Origin of the sequence: Asaia sp. VD9 (assembly GCF_037150015.1) — a bacterium.
Classification (GTDB): Bacteria; Pseudomonadota; Alphaproteobacteria; order Acetobacterales; family Acetobacteraceae; genus Asaia.
The window spans coordinates 247381-267467 of the sequence record NZ_JBBCQM010000001.1 but is presented as its reverse complement, the minus strand read 5'-3'; the positions used below and the strand labels follow the sequence as shown (position 1 = coordinate 267467).

Sequence of the window (20087 nt, the reverse complement as noted above, 5' to 3'; positions counted from 1 at the left end):
GTGTCGTGGCCGAACGGATGCTGCAATTTGTGTCATTGCCGCAGGAGATGCCTGAAAAGCGTGCCGCCTCGGAGCGCCGCGAAGATTTCGGCGAGATCTACCGCGCTTTTGCCGTGGATCATGCCGAGCGTCAGGCCAGCCGTTGTTCGCAATGCGGCGTGCCCTTCTGTTCGGTTCATTGCCCGCTGGGCAACAACATTCCCGACTGGCTGAAGCTGACGGCGGAAAACCGTCTCGAGGAGGCCTATCGCCTTTCTTCAGCCACCAACACCTTCCCCGAGATCTGCGGGCGCATCTGTCCGCAGGACCGCCTGTGTGAGGGTAATTGCGTCATCCAGAAGGATTTCGAGAGCGTTACCATCGGTGCGGTCGAGAAATTTATCACCGAGACGGCGTTCGATCAAGGCTGGGTCAAGCCACGCATGCCGTCCCGCGAGCGCGCGCAGAGCGTGGGCGTGGTCGGCGCAGGGCCTGCCGGTCTGGCCGCTGCGGAATGGCTGCGCGCACTGGGCTATCAGGTGCATGTCTATGATCGCCACGACCGTATTGGCGGTCTGATGGTTTATGGCATCCCGAGCTTCAAGCTCGAGAAGCACGTGCTGGCGCGTCGGCATGAACTGCTCGAAGCTCAGGGTATCGTCTTTCATCTCTCGACCCCCATCGGGGAAGGCGAGGGTGGTCTTTCTTTCGAGGCGCTGCGTGAAAAGCATGACGCGGTCTTCCTCGGGACTGGCGTTTATCGCTCGCGCGAGGTTTCCGTGCCGGGCAGTGGGCTGGGCGGTGTGGTCCAGGCGCTCGATTTCCTCACGGCGTCCAATCGCCGTGGCTATCATGAAACGCCGGGCGATGACGCCGTGCTCCATGCCAGGGGCAAGCATGTGGTTGTGATCGGTGGCGGCGACACGGCCATGGACTGCGTACGCACCTCCATCCGTCAGGGCGCCGAGAAAGTGACGTGCCTGTACCGCCGTGACCGCGCCAACATGCCGGGATCGGTTCAGGAAGTGGAAAACGCCGAGGAAGAAGGCGTCAACTTCGCCTGGCTTGCTGGCCCGGAAGCTTTTCTGGGCGATGGCAGCGTCAGTGGCGTGCGCGCCCACAAGATGCGTCTGAGCCTGCCCGATGCCTCCGGCCGTCAGTCGGTCGAAGCCGTGCCCGAGAGCAGCTTTGTGATCGAAGCCGATCTCGTGATCAAGGCGCTGGGTTTCGACCCCGAGGATCTGCCGGGCGACTGGAATGCGCCTGAGCTGGCGGTAACCAAATGGGGCACGCTCAAGGTCACGCCGGGGCGCTTCGAGACCAGCGTGCCGGGCGTCTTTGCGGGCGGCGATATCGTGCGCGGGGCCTCGCTCGTTGTCTGGGCCATTCGCGACGGTCGCGAGGCTGCAGCCGAAATGCACCAATTCCTCTCTGGCGCAGAGAGCATGACATCAGACCATGCCGCACAGGCAGTGGCGGCGGAGTAAGGGCCATGACCGAGAAGAGCTTCATCCAGTCCTATCAGGACAATGTCCGCGCCCTCGAAGGCCTTTACGACCCGACCATGGAGCGTGATGCCTGCGGCGTCGGGCTGGTGGCCGCGCTTGACGGCAAGCGCCGTCGTGACGTGGTTCTGGCTGGTATTGCGGCGCTCAAGGCGCTCTGGCATCGCGGTGCGGTCGATGCCGATGGCAAGACGGGCGATGGCGCGGGCATCCATGTCGAGATCCCGCAGGATTTCTTCGCCGAGGCCATCCACAGCGCGGGTGACGACCATATCGAGGGTCGTATTGCCGTTGGCATGATCTTCCTGCCCAAGACCGATCTGGCTGCACAGGAAGCAGGGCGCGCGATCATCGAGAGCGAGATCCTTGATTTCGGCTATGGCATCTATGGCTGGCGTCAGGTGCCGATCGACACCGCCTGTATTGGTGAAAAGGCCAATGCGACACGCCCCGAGATCGAGCAGATCATGGTGCGCAACCGCCTGAACCGCTCAGAGGCCGAGTTCGAGCGCGATCTGTACGTGATCCGCCGCCGTATCGAGAAATCCGCCGCCGCCGCGCAGGTCGATCTCTATGTATGTTCGCTGTCGTGTCGTTCGCTCATCTACAAGGGCATGTTCCTCGCCGAGAACCTGACGGATTTCTATCCCGATCTGCTGGATGAGCGTTTCGTCTCGCGCTTTGCGATCTATCATCAGCGCTACTCGACCAACACCTTCCCGACCTGGAAGCTGGCTCAGCCTTTCCGCCGTCTGGCGCATAATGGCGAGATCAACACGCTTTCGGGCAATGTGAACTGGATGCGCAGCCACGAGACGCGTCTCGCGAATGCCGAGCTCGACCCCTATATGGGCGATCTCAAGCCTGTCGTGCAGGCGGCGGGCTCCGATACCGCGATGTTCGACAACGTGTTCGAACTGCTCACCCATGCCGGGCGCGATGCACCCATGGCCAAGACGTTGATGGTGCCCGCAAGCGCTGGTGGCAATGCGGCCATGACCGACAAGCATCGGGCGCTATTCTCCTATTGCAATGCCGTGATGGAGCCCTGGGACGGCCCGGCCGCCATTTGTGCGACCGATGGACGCTGGGTTGTGGCCGGGCTCGACCGCGCCGGTCTGCGCCCGCTGCGTTACACCATCACGCAGGACGATCTGCTTATCGTGGGGTCCGAAGCCGGTATGGTACGCGTGCAGGACGCCAATACCCGCATGAAGGGGCGCCTCGGGCCGGGTGAGACGCTGGGTCTCGACCTGCAGGAGGCCAAGCTCTACGCGCCGCAGGAACTGCTCGATCTCCTGGCCGAGCGTCAGGATTTTGCCTCCTGGACCAAGAATATTCGCAATATCAGCTCGGTCGTGCGCTCGGATGTCGCGGAGCCCGTGCTGTTCACCCCCGACCAGCTGCGTCGTCGCCAACTGGCCATGAGCCTGACCCATGAGGAGATGGAGACCATTCTCCACCCCATGGTCGAGACCTCGGCAGAGGCCATCGGCTCGATGGGCGACGACACGCCGCTTCAGGTTCTGTCGAGCACCTATCGCGGGCTTGCCCATTACTTCCGCCAGGGATTCAGCCAGGTCACAAACCCGCCTATCGACTCCCTGCGCGAAATGAACGTGATGAGCCTCGTCACGCGTCTGGGTAATCTGGGCAATATTCTCGACCAGTCGCCTGAGCAATGCGACCTGCTTCAGCTTCCGAGCCCGGTTCTGACCACGGGTGAGTTCGAGGCGCTGCGCAATTTCTGCGGCAAGGATGGCGCGACGGTGGATTGCACCTTCCGCGCTGCCGATGGCGAGGCCGGGCTGCGCGATGCCATCGCGCGTATCCGCCACGAGGCCGAGGATTACGTGCGGGGCGGTTGTACCCATCTCTTCCTCTCTGATGAGGGACAGAGCGAAGAGCGCGTCGCGATCCCGATGATCCTCGCGACTGCCGCTGTGCATATCCATCTCGTGCGTCAGTCCCTGCGTACCTTCACCTCACTCAATGTCCGTTCCTCCGATGTGATGGATGTGCACGGCATGGCGGTGACGGTGGGTGTGGGGGCCACCACGGTCAATCCCTATCTGGCGCAGGAATGCATCGCGGATCGCTTGCAGCGTGGCCTGTTCGGCGAGCTGTCACTGCGTGAGGCGGTGGAACGTTATCGCAAGGCCCTCGACAAGGGTCTGCTCAAGATCATGTCGAAATCAGGCATCTCCATCGTTTCCGCCTATCGTGGGGGCTATAATTTCGAGGCCATCGGCCTGTCGCGCGCGCTCGTGGCCGAGTTCTTCCCCGGCATGCCGTCGCGCATCTCCGGCATTGGTCTGCCCGGTCTGGCCCGCAATGCGCTCAAGGCGCATGAAACGGCCTATGCGGGCGGTGTAGATGCACTGCCGATTGGCGGCCTCTACAAGCTGCGTCGCAAGGGTGAAGTCCACGCCTTCAGCGGCCAGCTCATCCATATGCTTCAGACTGCCGTCTCGACTGACAGCTTCTCGCTGTTCAAGCGTTACGCCGATGCCGTGCGTCGTCAGCCGCCGACCGCTCTGCGCGATCTGCTCGATTTCCGTCGCGTGCGCGAGCCGATTCCTGTGGAAGACGTCGAGAGCATCACCGCCATTCGCCGTCGTCTCGTGGCGCCAGGCATCTCACTTGGCGCCCTGAGCCCCGAGGCGCACGAGACACTAGCCATCGCCATGAACCGTATCGGCGCAAAGTCGGATTCGGGTGAGGGCGGTGAGGACGCCTCGCGCTTCACGCCGCGCGAGAATGGCGACAATGCCAGCTCGAAAATCAAGCAGGTGGCCTCGGGGCGCTTTGGTGTCACGGCGGAATATCTGAATAATTGCAGCGAGATCGAGATCAAGGTCGCTCAGGGTGCCAAGCCGGGTGAGGGCGGGCAGCTACCCGGTTTCAAGGTGACGGAACTCATCGGCAAGCTGCGCCATGCCACACCCGGCGTGACGCTCATTTCGCCGCCGCCGCATCATGACATCTATTCCATCGAGGATCTGGCTCAGCTCATCTACGACCTGAAGCAGATCAATCCGGAGGCGACTGTCACGGTCAAGCTCGTGGCCCGTACCGGCATCGGCACCATTGCCGCTGGCGTGGCCAAGGCGAAGGCGGATGCGATCATGATCTCGGGCCATTGCGGTGGCACGGGGGCGAGCCCGCAATCTTCCATCAAATATGCGGGTCTCCCCTGGGAGATGGGGCTCACCGAGGCCAATCAGGTGCTGACACTCAACCGTCTGCGCCATCGCGTGACCCTGCGTACCGATGGCGGTCTCAAGACCGGGCGCGACGTGGTGATGGCGGCCATGCTGGGCGCCGAGGAGTTCGGCATCGGCACAGCGGCCCTTGTAGCCATGGGCTGCATCATGGTGCGCCAGTGCCATTCCAATACCTGCCCGGTGGGCGTGTGCGTTCAGGATGAGGCGCTGCGCGCCAAGTTCGAGGGCACACCCGAGAAGGTGATCAACCTCTTCTCCTTCATCGCCGAGGACGTGCGCAACATTCTGGCCGAGCTTGGCTTCAAGAGCGTCGAGGAAATCATCGGCCGTACGGATCTGCTGCGTCAGGTCTCGCGCGGTGCGGATTATCTGGACGATCTGGATCTGAACTCGCTGCTGGTTCAGGCCGATCCGGGACCGGACGCGCGTTATTGCACCCGCGAGGGCCGGAACGAGGTGCCGGAAACGCTTGATGCCCAGGTTATCGCCGATGCGACGCCGCTTTTTGATCATCGCGAGAAGCTGCATCTGCACTACACGGTGCAGAACACGCATCGCGCTATCGGCACGCGCGTTTCATCGCTGATCACACGCAAATTCGGCATGAAGACCCTGCCCGAGGGACATCTGACCCTGCGTCTGCGTGGCTCGGCGGGTCAGTCGCTCGGGGCTTTCGCCGTTCAGGGCCTCAAGCTCGACGTGGTTGGCGATGCCAATGACTATGTGGGCAAGGGTCTGTCGGGTGGTACGATTGTCGTTCGTCCGTCCCCCACTGCGCCATGGCGGTCTGAGGACAATGCGATCATCGGCAATACCGTGCTGTATGGCGCGACCGCCGGGTCGCTTTTCGCAGCCGGGCAGGCAGGTGAGCGCTTTGCCGTGCGTAACTCGGGTGCAACCGCCGTGGTCGAGGGCTGTGGCTCGAATGGCTGCGAGTACATGACCGGCGGCACGGTCGTGATCCTTGGGCATATCGGCGATAATTTCGGAGCCGGGTTCACGGGGGGCATGGCCTTCGTGCTTGACCGTGAGGGGGCTTTCGAGGGTCGTGTAAATCCCGATACCGTCCTGTGGGGACGTGTCGAAGCGGGAAGCGAATGGGAGGAAACCCTGCGCGGGCTCGTTCAGCGTCATGCGGATGAGACGGGCAGCGCCCATGCTGCCGAGCTGCTTCATCGTTGGGACCGTGTCTTGTCGCAGTTCTGGCAGGTTGTGCCACGGGATTACGCCCGTATCATTGGGTACGAGCTGCCAGGCACGAACCAGGCACTATCGGCCTGACCGACGCTGCTCTGTGGTCAAGGCCAGCAGGGGAGCCGCTTCAGGGCGGCTCCCCTGTTGTCGTTTTGCGCCCGATCTGTTCGTCGGGACGCCCTGGACCCGTCGACCGGGACTTGTCATCTTCGCGTTGCCGACTTGCCCGTGACCATGGAGGCAAATAACCCGGATCATCGTCGCGCACGTTACATAATCAAATTGGAATATATGACGCCGCATTAACTATTTTATTGCATAAAATTCATCCGCTAGCATCGACGCCATGCCTTCGGCCATTTGGCCGGAATTCCCGTATCCCAGGGGTGTCCATGCTTTCTTCCGTCCGAAAACCCGGAGCGGCGACGTCTTCCGTCGCGGCTCTTGCCCTGCTTGCCAGCGTGTTCTTCATGTGGGGCTTTGCAACCGTCCTCAATGATATTCTGGTGCCCCATCTCAAGGCGGCCTTCTCGCTGAATTACACCGCCTCGCTGTTGGTGCAGTTCTGTTTCTACCTTGGTTATCTGGTCATTTCCCTCCCGGCCTCGCGTCTCGTTTCGGCGCTGGGCTACAAGGGAGCCGTCATCCTCGGTCTTGTCGGCATGGCGGTGTCCTGTCTGCTTTTCATCCCTGCCAGTGCCTTCTTCTCCTACGGGTTTTTCCTCGTCGCGCTGTTTCTTCTCGCAGCGGCCATCACCCTGTTGCAGGTCGCGGCCAACCCCTATGTCGTGGTCATTGGTGACGAGGCTTCCGCCTCCAGCCGCCTCACCATGGTTCAGGCGTTCAATTCGCTCGGAACCACACTGGCCCCCCTTTTCGGTGGCGTGCTGATCTTCGCGCGCTCCCATGAGGACAATGCCGCGGGCGATGCCGCCGCCTCCTTGACCCAACGGGTGCAGGACGCCCAGATGGTCCAGCTTCCCTACGGGCTGATCGCGATTGTCCTGCTTATCATGGCCGTTATCGTCTGGCGTTTTCCCCTGCCGGCTATCGACCCGGGACGCCGCGCGGCTTCGGAACACGCCGATGCAGACAGAACCGTACCGGGAAGCGTATGGCGGCACCGCAACCTGTTCTGGGGCGTACCCGCCATCTTCCTCTACATGATCTGTGAGATCGGGATTGGCAGCACATTGGTCAATTTCATCTCCCAGAAGCAGATCGGTAATATGAGCCATGCCGACGCCGCGCATTACGTGGCTTTCTTCTGGGGCGGGGCGATGGCAGGGCGTTTTCTTGGCGCCGCGCTGATGCGTCGGGTCAGCCCGCATCTGCTGCTTGGGCTGGTGAGCCTCGCCGGGGCGCTGCTTATTCTCGTGGTGATCGCCTCATCCGGCCCGGTGGCCATGTGGGCGCTCATCCTGACCGGACTGTGCCATTCCATCATGTTCCCCACGATCTTCTCCCTTGGCATCGCCGAACTTGGTCCCCAGACGGAGCAGGGGGCAGGCTGGCTGATCATGGCGATTGCAGGTGGGGCGGCAGCGATTTTCCAGGGAGTCCTGGCTGATCGCATCGGGCTTTCCCTGTCCTATCTTCTGCCTTTTGCGTGCTATCTCTATCTTGTCTTTTATGCGCGCTGGGGCTCCGTGCCCGGCACCCGGTCCCCCGTTCAGCAGGAGCCGCGTCCATGATCCGTATTGCAGTTATCGGTGTCGGGCATATTGCCCGTCATGAGCATCTTCCCGCCCTGAAACAGAGCCCGTCTTTTGACCTTGTCGCTGCGGTCTCACCCGTGCCGGTCGACCTGCCGGTTCCCGTGTTCGAAAGCATTGCGGCACTTATGGTGAGCGGAATTGCGGTTGATGCCGTGGCGATCTGCACCCCGCCAGACAGGCGCTATGCGCTCGCTCGAGAAGCGATCGAGGCGGGTTGGCATGTGCTGCTTGAAAAGCCGCCGACATTGACCCGCTCCCAGGCCCAGGCGCTGCGCGATCTGGCCCGTTCCGAAGGGGTGACGATTTTCGCGGCGTGGCACTCGATCTATGCCTCGGCCATCCCCCGTATACGGTCCCTGCTGAGCGATATCGACCCCGTTTCGATTGCGATCACATGGAAGGAAAATGCCGATAAATGGCATCCTGGTGCGGACTGGCTGTGGCGTCCCGGCGCTCTGGGTGTTTTCGATGCCGGGATCAATGCCCTGTCGATCCTGACCGCAACCAATGCGGAGCCGGTGGTTTTTCAGGAGGCGCGCCTGGATTTCTATGCTGACCAGCAAGCCCCGGCACGCGCGGAACTGAGCCTGACCGGGGGCAGAACGGCCTGTCCGATCACTGCAAGTTTCGACTGGCGGCACGACCCTTACAGCGAGATCTGGGAGATCCGCTGGAGCCTGCCTGAGGGCGATACGCTTTGCCTGGCCAAGGGGGGCGCGCATCTGAGCCGGGGAGAGCACGTAATTCCTCTGGAGGAGAGCCGCGAATATGCAGGGGTTTATCGCCATTTCGCGCAGTTGATCGACACGGGAGAGATGTCGCTGGATCTTCGACCGCTCGATCTGGTGAGCGAGGCACTGGCTTATGGAGCGCGCTGCCGACATTGACACAATATGGCATAGACATCCGTAATTACCCAAAACACCAGGCAGAACGCTGATGTGGGACGCTTCAGAACGATACCTTCAAATATCGATCTATGAAGATTAAGTGATCGATACTTGTTTTCCGCTTCCCCTCGGCTCATCACGGAGTCTCTTTTTCAACCGGCGGGGCAGAAAACATGGCGCGGCGAGTTCACAGTATCTGGTGGGGCGAGAGCCTTCTGGCCTTTTCCGCGGCCTCGGTTGTTCTTCTTACCGGGGCAGCCCAGGCCGGAACGATGCAGTTCCAGCGTAGCCTGCTGAATACTGGCGGCAAGACCCCGGAATTCTGCCTGCGTTTTGCAACGCCGCTCGATAGTCAGGCTGGACCGCATTACGCCGATCATGTCCAGATCGCTCCGGCCATTCGCCCCGATATCGCCATACGCAATCGAGATCTCTGCCTCGGTGGGCTGGCCTGGGCGACACGCTACAAGGTCACACTCACGACCGGTGTCCATGATGCGCGTGGCAATACGCTCGACGCGCCTATTTCTGTCGGCATGTCTACCGGGGACCGGACACCCAGCCTGAGCCTCGCCGGTGAAGGCTTCATTCTGCCACGCCGGAGTGTAGCCGGTCTGGATGTTCAGACGGTCAATATGGGACAGGTGCGGGTCAGCGTCTGGCGCGTATCGCCCAATGCCAGCCAGAGCATGAGCGGCGACGGCAGCTATCCGCGTATCGATACGGGCGCGACCGCGCTGGACGGCTACGAGTTCAATGCGTTGCGCGAGAAGCGTTTGAGTCAGGTCTGGTCCGGTACGCTCGATACGCCGGGCGGGCGCAACGCTACCGCGGTAACGGCCTTCCCCATCGCGCGCGTGATCCAGGGCCAGAAGCCCGGGCTTTACCTCGTCACCGCCGAGAATGCGCGTACGCCCCGGGCCGAGAGCGCTATTGCCGCTCCTTTGCCCAGAGTGCGCACCGGCAACGAGGGGTATGACCCGCGTGAGGAACAATCGATTGCGGCGCATTGGGTGAATGTGAGCGATATGGCGCTCACGACCTATCGTGGCGCTGACGGGCTGCATGTCTATGCCCGTGCCCTGTCCACGGCCCAGCCCATGAAGGGCGTCGCCATTCGCCTTGTCGCTCAGGGGGGGGATGACCTGGGGCAGGCGGTGAGCGATGGCGAGGGGCTGGTCACATTCGCGCCCGGACTGCTCAAAGGCAAGGGCGCCGATCAGGCGGTATCGCTCATCGCGACCGGGCCGGATGGCGATTATTCCATGACCTCGCTGAATCAGGCATGGTTCGATTTTTCCGATCGCGGTGCCGAGGGTCACCCTGCGCCGGGGCCGCAACAGGCCGTCATTGTCACCGATCGTGGCATCTACCGTCCCGGTGAGACGGTCAATGCTACGCTCCTTCTGCGTGACTCGACGGGCAAGGCGCTGCCTGATCTGCCTCTGACGCTTGTCCTGCGCCGACCCGACGGGGTTCGCGCCAGAACGGACCTGCTCAAACCGCAGGCCGATGGCGGCTTCGTGACGGCTCTGCCGCTGTCCCCTGGCGCGGCGGCAGGAAGCTGGACGATCGAAGCCCTGGTCGATCCGACCTCTGCCCCGATCGGACGGGCCACACTTCTTGTGCAGGATTTCGTGCCCCAGACGATTGCCGTGGATGTCACGTCCGAGCATCCGGCGATTACCGAGGGTGAGCCGCTGGATATCACCCTGACAGGGCGTTATCTCTACGGCGCGCCCGCTGCGCATCTGAGGGGGGAGGCGTTCACGCGCATCATGCGCGATGAGGCTCCCGTACCCGGTGCACAAGGATATGTTTTCGGGTTGCAGACCCAGGAATTCAGCCCCGACCAGCAGAATGTCGAAGTACCCCAGACCGATGAGGCGGGTCACGCCCGTCTGACGATCGCCCCGGAATTGCCGCAGGGGCTCAGCCTGCCGCTCAAGGCAGAGCTACGCGTGAGCCTGTTTGATCCGGCTGGCCGCGCTGTCAGCAAAACCCTTACCCTGCCGATCAGGCGCAACAGGCCTCTCATCGGGGTGCGCGTGACGCCCCCGCCGTCGAGTGGCGAGAGCGCACCCCAATCCGTGCCGGTCGATGCGCTCCTCGTCGGGCCGGATAATCGCCCTCTGGCCGCCCATACGCTCAAATGGACTCTCGTGCGCGAAAACGAGACCTATGACTGGATCATGAATGGCGGGGGCTGGCACTTCGTGCGCCATGTGATCGACGAACCGGTGAAATCGGGCGACTTTGTCACCGATGCCCAGGGGCGCGCGCATTTCGCGACCGATCTCGATAGCGGGCGCTATCGCATGGTGATTTCCGACCCCCAGAGCAACGCGGCCAGTTCACAGCGTTTCACCACGGGCTGGTGGTCCGACGCGGCTGAAAAGCCCAATGCCCCTGACCGCCTCAGCCTGTCGATCAGGGACAAGGTTCTGCCCATCGGCGGCAAGACCGTCGTTCATGTACAGGCACCCTTCGCCGGGAAAGCCCAGATTCTCATCGCGACCGATCGCATCGAGAGCGTGCAGACGGTCACCCTGCCCAAGAATGGACTGGACATCCCCGTCACCGCCAGTGCGAAATGGCCGGGTGGGGCCTATGTTCTGGTCACGGCCTTCAGGCCGCTCGATACCCCGTCGCGCCCTCACGAACCCTCTCGTGCGGTGGGGCTTGGCTATATCGGGATCGATCAGTCGGCGCATCGCCTGCAACTTGACGTGACTGCGCCGTCCGTTGTCCGTCCCCGGGTCACGACAAATCTCCCGATAACGGTCAGGGGGGCCAAACACGTGCATCTGGTGGTCTCGGCCGTCGATCAGGGCATTCTGGCCCTGACGCGCTGGAAGCTGCCCGATGTGTTCGATCTGGTCTATGGCCGCCATGCCTTCGCGCTCGAGGTCAAGGACAGCTATGCGCATCTGATGACCCCGATCGGTCAGGGCGGAGAGATCCGCGAAGGGGGCGATGAGGGCGATGACGGTGGGGCAGGCCTTGCCGTCACCTCCACCCGCGTCGTTTCGCTCTTCTCGGGAGAGGTCAGTGTTGGCGATGACGGCAAGGCCGTCGTGCCTCTGGCTGTACCCGATTTCGAGGGCACGCTCCATGTGATGGTCACCGGATGGTCCGACGATGCGCTTGGCACATCGGAATCCGATATGCTCGTGCGTGACCCCGTCTTCGCCGATCTGACCCTGCCGCGCTTTCTCGCGCCGCATGACGTGACGGAGAGCCTCGTCTCGCTTGTGAATACGGAAGGTGCGGCTGGCCGTTACAGCGTCACGCTCTCAGCGAGCGGTCCCGTGCGTCTGACAGGTCAGACCCATGTCGAGGCTGAACTGGCGAAAGGTGCGCGTCAGTCGTTCCGCATCCCGCTTCAGGCGCAGGAGGCGGGTATCGCTCATCTGATGGCAAAGCTGCAGGATCCGAAGGGACGCGTGATGCTCGAGCGCAGCTGGGACATCCAGATACGCCCCGGCCACCTGCCCGTCACCCGCTCCAGCCTAAAGAGTCAGGCGCCGGGCGAGAGCTATCAGGCCTCGGCCAGCCTGCTCGACGCGTTTGAACCCGGAAGTTCCGCCGTCACGCTGGGCTATTCCGGAGTGAAGGGCATTGACACGATAGGCCTGTTCCAGACGCTTGAATCGGGCATGGGGGCCGATAGTCTGAGCCTTGCCGCTTCGGCGCGCGGTCTGCTGGCGCTCAAGGGGCATGAGCAGATTGCCCGTCTCGTCGTTCCTGAAGGGGCCGACAAGCGTATCCGGACCGCCATCGATATGCTGATCGACCGGGAAGACGCTGGCGGACGGTTCGGGTCATGGCGACTGAATGACGGCGCGCTCTTTCCATGGGAGCAGCTCTACGTCGTCGACTTCCTTATCCATGCGCGCGAGGCGGGCTACAAGGTTCCGGCTCATGCGCTCGACCATGCGCTGGACTGGCTTGAAACCTCCCAGGTTCAGTCACCGGGCGATGAAGATCGCTCTGCACGCGGGACCGAAGCAGCCGTCACGCCCGAGACACGCGCTTATGCGCTCTATCTCCTGGCCCGCGCAGGCAGGCTCGATATTCCAGCCCTCAGGGCTTTGGGCGATCGGGCGACCACACGGCTGTCGGACGGGGCAACCCGTATCTTCTGGGGAGATAATGCGGCCAGCGCGACCTTTGCCAATTCCCTGGCCCTGGGTCATCTGGCTGGCGGTCTGGCGCTCGGCAATGAGCGCCCGATGAGCAATATGCTGTTCGGCATGGCGGTCAATGCCCTTGGTCCGGTTCGCTCGGGGCGTCCGACCCTGTTCGATCTCGGCTACTGGACGTATCTGCGCGATCTTGGCGGCCTGGTCTCCCTGGCGGCTGAAAGCGGCAATAACGGGATGGCCCAGAAACTGGCTGACCGCTTCGCGATGCTCGACGTGCCTCTGGACTGGATGTCACAACAGACCATCACGGCTCTGCTGGAGGCCGCCCGCGCCATGGACCGCCCGGATCCGACGCGCGCTATTGCGGTCAATGGCAAGGAGCTTCAGCGTCCGATCGCGATGCCCGCTTCCTTCATGCCCGCACCGGGAGAGCTGGACGGTTATCGCCTCACCAATAGCGGCACGACACCGCTCTGGCTGACGGTCACGCTCTCCGGTACCCCGAAAGAGGTGCCTGCTGCGGTGGTATCCGGCTTCACCATGCATGTCTCGACCCTGAACCTCGATGGCACGGTCTATGATCCTGCCAAAGGGCGACAGAATGATCGCTTCCTCGTGGTGATCCAGGGAGAGGCGCAAGATCGCAACGCGCATCATTGCATCCTCACCGATCTGCTTCCTGCCGGTTGGGAAATCGAATCGGCGGTGAAGGGACAGAGCCGTGACGATGAGGAGTCTGAAACGCGCCGATCCGATGCCGGGCCGGTATTCCTGGGCGAAACGACGAGAACGACCCATGTCGCGCTGCGCGATGATCGCTATGTGGCGGCGTTCGACCTCGCCGGGGGAAATTACCGCCCGAGCGGGCGCGATCAGCTTGGCTCCAGCGCGTTCCGGCTCGCTTATATCGTGCGTGCGGTGACGCCGGGGCAGTTTTTGCGGCCCGAAACACTGGTTCGGGATCGCTTCAATCCTGGCGTCATGGGAAGCTCGGCGGCGGGTCGGATCGTCATTGCGCCTCGCTGAGGCCGCGTGACGATGACCGCGCCGGAAAAGGGGATGCGCGCTGGGGAAAAAGCGGGAGCGAGAATGAGCCGGGTTCGTTCCGTACGCACGCTGTGGCGGCAATACAGGCCGCAAAAGCGGCGAACGGGGTTTCTGCTGGGCGCTCTGGCGTTCCCTCTGGTGGCCGGATGCGGGCTGTGGGGGGCGGATCGCCTTTTTCCGCCCGACATGCACCGCGCCCAGCAGCAGGCCCTGCTTTTGCAGGATCGGCGGGGCGAGATTATCGATGGCCGCGTAAGCGTCGACGGTGCCTGGCGATTCGCCACCGAACGCGCGAACACGGACCCGCGCTATCTTGCCCTGCTCCTGCGCATTGAGGACCGCCGTTTCTGGCAGCATCCGGGGATTGACGCTCCTGCACTGGCGCGCGCCTTTTTCCAGCTCGTGACGCGTGGCCATGTCGTCTCCGGGGGATCGACCCTTGCCATGCAGACCGCGCGTCTGCTGGAACCGCATCGTCACAGCTTGCGGGGCAAGATGCAGGACATGGCGCGCGCATTGCAGCTCGAGTGGCGCTATGGACGCAAAGGGGTTCTCGATCTCTATCTGACGCTCGCGCCCGAAAGCCGGAATATCGAGGGAATAAGGGCCGCTTCCCTGCTCTGGTTCGGTCATGAGCCCCTGCATCTGAGTGAAGAGGAGTCGGCGCTGCTGATCGCCATGGCGCGCCATCCCCACGCCTTGCGGCCCGACCGCCATCCTGAGGCTGCACGCGCGGCTGTGGCACGGCTCTTGGACGCTGTTTCCGATACCGGCTGGTCGCGACGGGGGGCCATGTCCTATGCTCTGCATGTTGAACGCATCGTTCATGAGGCGCCGGGAGCCCTGACATGGCAATGGCGTGAGGGCCAGCGCGGCGTTTACAGGTCATCGCTGGATCGTCGCCTGCAGACCGGGCTAGCCGAGATCCTGCGTGAAACGCCCCCGCCTGCGGGCGGCACCTGGGCTGCGCTGGTAGTGCGGCGCGATGGCAGCATCGCCGCGTGGCAGGGTCACGCAGGGAATGGATGTGCAGGCTGCGCGGGCGATATGATCACCTCCTGGCGCTCACCGGGCTCGGCGCTCAAACCGGCCATTTACGGGATGGCATTCCAGCTCGGTCTGCTCGCGCCCGATACGCTCATGCAGGATCGCGCCACGCGTTTTGGCTTTTATGCGCCCCGCAATTACGACCGCATCTTTCATGGGACCACGACGGTGCGTACGGCGCTCCAGCGCTCCTATAATCTGCCTGCCGTACGTGCACTGGACATGATCGGGGCAGGATATTTCGCCGGGACGTTGGACGCGGCGGGGATCGTGCTGAAACTCCCCGCGAACACCTCGCCCAGCCTGGCCCTGGCCCTCGGGGGTGTCGGTATCAGGCCGCTCGATCTCGCGCGGCTCTACACCGCCTTTGCCAATGGGGGGGTATCGCGCCCCCTCACGCTCGACTGGCCGGTGGAGCCGCGTCCCGGCACCCCCTTGATCGGAGCACGCGCGAACCGTCAGATCCTCTCGATCCTGAGTGGCACACCCTTGCCCCGAGGGCGCGCAGATACAGGAGGCCTGCGTGTGGCTTTCAAGACAGGCACCTCCTATGGCCAGCGCGATGCGTGGGCAGCAGGGCTCCGAGGGGACTGGGTGGCCGTGGTCTGGGGGGGGCGGCCCGATGGCACGGCGGTACCGGGTATTACCGGCCTCACCACCAGTGCACCGGTCCTGATGCGCGTGTTCGATATCCTTCCCGAGGAGGGCGAAGCCACGGTAGATGACGCCTTCGTGCCCACGCGGCTGTCTCCCGCCTTGCAGAAGCTCGAGGGGCGCATGGGCCCCCAGATCGTGCAGCCCGCCAATGGGGGCATTGTCGAAAGTTTCGCCGATGACGGAAGCGCAACACCGCTCGGTCTGGTGGCGACGGGGGGCGTCGAGCCCTATCGATGGCTGATCAATGGCGTGCCGCTCGACACGCCGGTCGGCATCACCCCGTCATGGAAACCCGATGGACCAGGTTTTGTGCATATCGCGCTGGTCGATGCCACAGGAGCGGGAAGCGCGGTCGATATACGCGTTCGATAGGGCATTCCGCCCGCCTCCTTATGGCAGGCGGGCGTTTGACATTCAGCCCTTGCTGACCGGTGGGTGGGTGGCGGGCTTCTGGTTGTCCGGCGGGGTCCAGCCCCCGCCTACCGCCTGATATAACGTGGCCAGCTCGGCCAGACGCGAGGCCCGGATCTGCACCGTCTGCAATTCTGCCGAGAGCGACGCCGTCTCGGCATCGGCGACATCGAAATAATTGACATAGCCGGTACTGAGTTCCTTGCGGGCATCCTCGAGCGTATGGCGGCGTGAGGCGAAGCTGTTGCGCAGGCTGACCTCCTGCGCCGCCAGATGGGTCGTCCCCGAGAGAGCATCCTGCACTTCGCGAAAGGCTTGTATAGCGGTCTTGCGATAGGTCCATGCGGCCTGGTTGCGCTGCGAAACCGCAATTTTTTCCTTCGCACGCAGGGCACCGCCTTCGAAGATTGGCGCAAGCACACTGCCACCGAGTGCCCAGACCGTACCGGAAATGGGTGAGGCCCCCCCTGCGGTGCCGATTCCGGGATTGAGCGTGATGTCAGGCAGGAAGGCCGCGCGTGCCGATCGGAGAGAGTGATCGGCTGCGATGACCTGATCGGCTGCCGAAACCAGATCTGGCCGGTTCGAGAGTATCCGCGCCGGTATGGGCGCCACGACAGGGGGCAGACGCAGCGCCTCGAGCGGCAGTCCTGCGGTCATGGTCCTGATCTGATCGCCCGGAATATCCCCCAGCAACACGCTCAGGGCGTCTTCCTGCTGGGCGATCTGTAGGCGGGTCGAGGCGATCTGGGCCTCCGCATCGCTGACCTGGGCATTGGCGAGATCGAGCGAGCTGGTTTTTTCATAACCCGCCTTGAGCTGATGGCTTACACGCGCCTGTTCGGCGGTGCGCACGCTGAGCGTGCGTTCAAGGATGGAGAGCGCGCTGCGCGAGGCCTGCAAGGCCACATAAGCGCGCACCGTATCGCCTATCAACGCCAGCCTGACCGTTTCACGATCGGCTTCGCTCGCCAGCGTCTGGGCACGTGCTGCGCGCGTCTGTTCGCGTAGCTTGCCGAACAGATCCGCATCGAAGGTGAGGCCACCGCCCATGATATAGGTGTTGAAGTTCTGGCCGATGAGATGCCCGTTGCCGATACCAAGCCCCTGACCGTCAACATGCGGCAGTTGGGCGCTTAGGGCGAGACGCATCTGGGCACGTGCCTGAAGCACACGCTCCGATGCCAGAGCCAGGTCCGGGTTGGCGGCCAGAGCCTGTGTCACCAGCGTCACCAGAACCGGGTCGCCGAACTGAGCCCACCATTGCGGGTCGAGCCCCTCGACATTTTGCGACGTGCTGTCGGCGCGCCACGAGGCCGGTGCGGTGACACCGGAGCCTTGAGGCAGGATGAAATCCCCTTTCTGACACCCATCGAGCAGCAAGGGCAGGGCAGCCAGCCCCGCCATCAGACCGGTGCGGCGAAGGCGGCTCACGAGGCACCATCCTTTGCCACGGATCGCGCTTGCGGATTGGTTGCGGGAGGCGCAGCCGCAGTGCTTGTTCCAGGCGTTGCGACATAGGATTCCACCGACATGCCCGGAGCAAGTCTCTCGGCATTGGGCTGGTTGGGGTCGATCGCGATATAGATGCCGATACGCTGCGGGATCTTCACGAAGTTGCCCGTCGCGTTATCGGGCTTCACCACGGCGAACTCCGAGCCGGTCGCCGGGGCGATGCGAAACACATGGCCCGTGAATTTCTGGCCGTTCAGCCCGTCCACCGTGAACGACGCAGCCTGTCCCACGCGGATATTGCCCGTCTGGGCTTCCTTGTACTCCGCCACCACCCATCGCTCGTTCGGCACCAGCGAGAAGAGAGCCGTTCCCGCGCCTACATAGGCTCCGATATGCGTGCCCCCCGTGCGGCCGATCACCCCGTCACTTGCGGCACGTATGTGGGTGCGGTTCAGATCGATACGCGCAGAGTCGAGTGCGGCCTGGGCCTGACGGACATCGGCACTCAGGACATCTTCCTGCACATCGGCTGATTTCACATCCGCTTCTGCCGCGCGCACATCGGCCTGGGCCTGGCGCAGCGAAGCCTCGTCAGAATGGAAGCTGTCCAGCCCCGCGTCATATTCCTTCTGCGAGACACTCTGATCGCCCACGAGTGCGGCCTGGCGACGATGATCGGCGCTGCTATGCGTCAGATGGGCGCGCGCTGTCATGAGGGCTGCCTGGCGCTGGTCAAGCTTTGCGCGAGCCGATGCCTGGTTCTGCCTGTTATTGATCAGGGCTGCCTGACGGCTGCCGAGATCGGCCTCTGCCTGGGCCACGCGCGCCAGATAGGTGCTCTGATCGATCTGGACCAGAAGCTGGCCCTTATGCACGGGTGCATAATCGGTGACATAGACCCCCTCGATATAGCCCGGAACTTCGGGGGCTACGATGGTCACGTGACCCTGCAGATAGGCATCATCCGTGCTGACGCCCTCTACACCGAAAGGGGCGAGATCGAACGCGGCAAGCACGCACGCGATCACGATCACGGCCAGCAGGGCAACCAGAGCCAGAATGGGCAGGGTGCGCTTTGGCGGATGCCATGCCGCTGGTTGCACGGGCTTCTGGTCAGAGGGGGAGGCGGATGTTTCTGTCATGAGAGGCGTCTGTTCGAAAGGGTCAGGAAGTGATTGCAGAGCATGATGAGGACGATGAGCGCCGCCGCGGCGAGAGCGAACACGCTGACGAAACCGAACACGTTCAGATAGCCCATGACCGCAGCCTGGTCTGACAGCGTGTTCGAGATCGAGGAGACGCCGATCGAGGAACTGACAAGCGATGACGAGGCGGTTTCCGAAAGCCGCGATGCAAATCCCACCATCGCATAGCGCTCGTAATAATACTGGATGCTGCCAAGCAGGGCCGCGCCGGTCACGCTGCCAACGCTTTGTGTGATGGCGAAGACATAGATCGTCGAGATGAAGTGGCTCGTATCCGATTTCAGGACAAGGATGACGCCGTAGAGCAGGGCGGGACCGACGAAGAGCGTGGTGCCAAAGCCAAGCAGCATCTGCGAGACATACATGTTGGATGGACGGGTGAGGCCGTTACTGCCGGCATCCATCCACGAGGCGAGGGCAATGGCCAGAAGGGCGACGATGCATTGGAAGGGAATGGCTTTGGGAGACAAGGTCAGACCCATCGCCGTTGTGCCCGCGACCATGCCCAGGATCACGAAAAGATAGAGCGTATGATACTGGTCGTTGAGCAGACCGGCATGGGAAAGCAGCCCGGTCGCCCCCGAACTCTGCTCGGAGAGCAGCAGGCGCTCGACGATGGCCACGACGGCAAAGCGCAGGATCGTGCCGGTACTGAGCCAGTTGATCTGTAGCAGCGGTCGCGTACGGCAACTCTCGAATGCGAAAGCCGCTGCGGCGAACAGGATCGTGCCGATGAGCAGCCAGCCGATCCAGGGCGTATCGGTCCACCACATTGTCTTGCCGAGCGTCAGAAACGAGGCGAGGCAGACCGAGACGCCGCATAACAATATGGCCGATAACCCATCGAGCCCCTCGAAGACCCTGCCGGTATTGGTCCGGGGTAGAGGAAGCAGCAGGACGAGGCAGAGCTGAAAGGCGCCCATGGCTGTGGCGAGACAGGCAAAGCCATGATTGGACGAGCGGGTCAGCATCTCGACCGGCAGAAGGGCGGCGATCGGGTTGGCCATTTGCAAACTGGCTATGGCAATCGCAATGGCCATGACACGATGTGATTTCGGCAGGGCCTGGATCAGATAATAGACGCCGCCGGCCACATTGGTTGAGACCATCAGACCATTGCTGACGCGGTTGATGGCGAGTGTTGCAAAGCAGGGCCAGGCGATCAGGATGAGCCCTGTCACCACATTGATCCCGAGCAGCGTGGTGAGGAACACCATGACGCCAAATTGCTGGCGGCCCTTGATCACCACCAGATTGGCGAAGGCTGCCGCGCCCACGAAGGCCGCGATCAGCCATTCAGCCTCAGCCGAAGTCAGCCCGGCCTCGCCTGCGGCGCTGCCGAGATTGCCGGAAAGAAGTGAATTCTGCGCTGAGGCGACAATCGGCATGAAAACACCCATCATCGCGTAGAGCATGCGCCGCCAAACCGGGTGATGCGCGATATAGGGCGCGCCGAGCAGGGGGGGACGTTCAAGCCCCGCGCTTGGATCGGGACTAGACAGTGAAGACTACCGTGGTCATGCGGCCCTCTTGCAGTATCGCCATGTATCTGACGCTGAAGTCAGGGTTCGCCGGAAGCGAAATGACTGTTCAGGCAATCCTTT

General features: G+C 62.8%; 9 protein-coding genes. 6 read left to right on the top strand and 3 right to left on the bottom strand.

Translation table 11 applies throughout. The annotated features are described in order from the left end of the window. The first annotated feature begins 5 nt into the window (after positions 1-5). From WFJ47_RS01155 to WFJ47_RS01130, 6 genes are all read left to right on the top strand, one after another. Positions 6-1466: an NAD(P)-dependent oxidoreductase gene (locus WFJ47_RS01155; protein WP_336760316.1), complete on the top strand. Its 1461-nt coding sequence runs from the start codon at positions 6-8 to the stop codon at positions 1464-1466. A gap of 5 nt (positions 1467-1471) precedes the next feature. Beyond that, positions 1472-5992, top strand: coding sequence for a glutamate synthase large subunit (gene gltB / locus WFJ47_RS01150; protein WP_336760314.1), 4521 nt, complete (start codon positions 1472-1474; stop codon positions 5990-5992). Between the two features lie 305 nt (positions 5993-6297). Continuing rightward, a complete protein-coding gene (locus tag WFJ47_RS01145; RefSeq protein WP_336760313.1) occupies positions 6298-7599 on the top strand; it encodes a sugar MFS transporter in 1302 nt (433 codons plus the stop codon). Then, positions 7596-8510, top strand: a complete 915-nt coding sequence (locus tag WFJ47_RS01140; protein ID WP_336760310.1) for a Gfo/Idh/MocA family oxidoreductase — start codon at positions 7596-7598, stop codon at positions 8508-8510. The genes WFJ47_RS01145 and WFJ47_RS01140 overlap by 4 nt, the downstream gene beginning before the upstream one ends. 176 nt (positions 8511-8686) lie before the next feature. Further along, the gene (locus tag WFJ47_RS01135) at positions 8687-13687 is read left to right on the top strand and encodes an MG2 domain-containing protein (protein ID WP_336760308.1); all 5001 of its coding nucleotides are present in this window, start codon (positions 8687-8689) and stop codon (positions 13685-13687) included. 63 nt (positions 13688-13750) lie between these two features. Continuing rightward, entirely contained in the window at positions 13751-15784 is a 2034-nt protein-coding gene (locus WFJ47_RS01130; RefSeq protein ID WP_336760306.1) for a transglycosylase domain-containing protein, read from the top strand. A 42-nt stretch (positions 15785-15826) separates the two neighbouring features. Here WFJ47_RS01130 and WFJ47_RS01125 read toward each other — a convergent pair whose 3' ends face one another. The 3 genes from WFJ47_RS01125 to WFJ47_RS01115 are packed head-to-tail and all read right to left on the bottom strand — an operon-like array spanning position 15827 to position 19898. Then, complete coding sequence (locus WFJ47_RS01125; RefSeq protein WP_336760304.1) at positions 15827-17257, bottom strand: efflux transporter outer membrane subunit; 1431 nt, start codon at positions 17255-17257, stop codon at positions 15827-15829. Next, positions 17254-18420, bottom strand: coding sequence for an HlyD family secretion protein (locus tag WFJ47_RS01120; RefSeq protein ID WP_127101337.1), 1167 nt, complete (start codon positions 18418-18420; stop codon positions 17254-17256). Before WFJ47_RS01120 ends, WFJ47_RS01125 begins: the two co-directional genes overlap by 4 nt. Next, a complete protein-coding gene (locus tag WFJ47_RS01115) occupies positions 18417-19898 on the bottom strand; it encodes a hypothetical protein (protein WP_127101335.1) in 1482 nt (493 codons plus the stop codon). Before WFJ47_RS01115 ends, WFJ47_RS01120 begins: the two co-directional genes overlap by 4 nt. Positions 19899-20087 lie beyond the last annotated feature (189 nt).

Bases quoted from the DNA above. Each gene is read 5' to 3' on its own strand.
- WFJ47_RS01140 (WP_336760310.1), top strand. From the start codon at position 7,596: ATGATCCGTATTGCAGTTATCGGTGTCGGGCATATTGCCCGTCATGAG.
- gltB (WP_336760314.1), top strand. From the start codon at position 1,472: ATGACCGAGAAGAGCTTCATCCAGTCCTATCAGGACAATGTCCGCGCC.
- WFJ47_RS01145 (WP_336760313.1), top strand. From the start codon at position 6,298: ATGCTTTCTTCCGTCCGAAAACCCGGAGCGGCGACGTCTTCCGTCGCG.
- WFJ47_RS01120 (WP_127101337.1), bottom strand. From the start codon at position 18,420: ATGACAGAAACATCCGCCTCCCCCTCTGACCAGAAGCCCGTGCAACCA.
- WFJ47_RS01115 (WP_127101335.1), bottom strand. From the start codon at position 19,898: ATGCTCTACGCGATGATGGGTGTTTTCATGCCGATTGTCGCCTCAGCG.
- WFJ47_RS01135 (WP_336760308.1), top strand. From the start codon at position 8,687: ATGGCGCGGCGAGTTCACAGTATCTGGTGGGGCGAGAGCCTTCTGGCC.
- WFJ47_RS01130 (WP_336760306.1), top strand. From the start codon at position 13,751: ATGAGCCGGGTTCGTTCCGTACGCACGCTGTGGCGGCAATACAGGCCG.